This is a genomic window from Priestia sp. SIMBA_032, from assembly GCF_046535215.1.
GTDB classification, from domain to species: Bacteria; Bacillota; Bacilli; order Bacillales; family Bacillaceae_H; genus Priestia; species Priestia aryabhattai.
The window spans coordinates 1-269 of the sequence record NZ_JAWRXD010000737.1 but is presented as its reverse complement, the minus strand read 5'-3'; the positions used below and the strand labels follow the sequence as shown (position 1 = coordinate 269).

Annotated in this window: 1 protein-coding gene; it reads left to right on the top strand. The window is 64.3% G+C overall.

Features of this window, described 5'->3' with window-relative positions; all coding sequences use genetic code 11:
- Positions 1-269, top strand: a 269-nt coding sequence (locus SB717_RS36245) for a methylmalonyl-CoA mutase family protein (protein WP_410907850.1), incomplete at both ends; no start/stop codon positions are given.

Sequence of the window (269 nt, the reverse complement as noted above, 5' to 3'; positions counted from 1 at the left end):
CCTCCAAGACCTGGAGGCCAGTTACCAGCGATGGTCCGACTCTGCCGCGCAGGTGCTGGCCAAGTCCAAGCGGATCGACGCCGCGGACCTGACCGACAGCCCCGAAGCGTTGTTGTCGACCATCACGCCGGACGAACTGGTCATCAAGCCGCTGTACACACGACTCGATGAGCTCGACGAGCCAGGCCTTCCGGGTTCGTACCCGTTTGTCCGCGGCAGCGACGCCACCCGGGATGTGAACATGGGTTGGCGCGTCACCGAACGTTTCG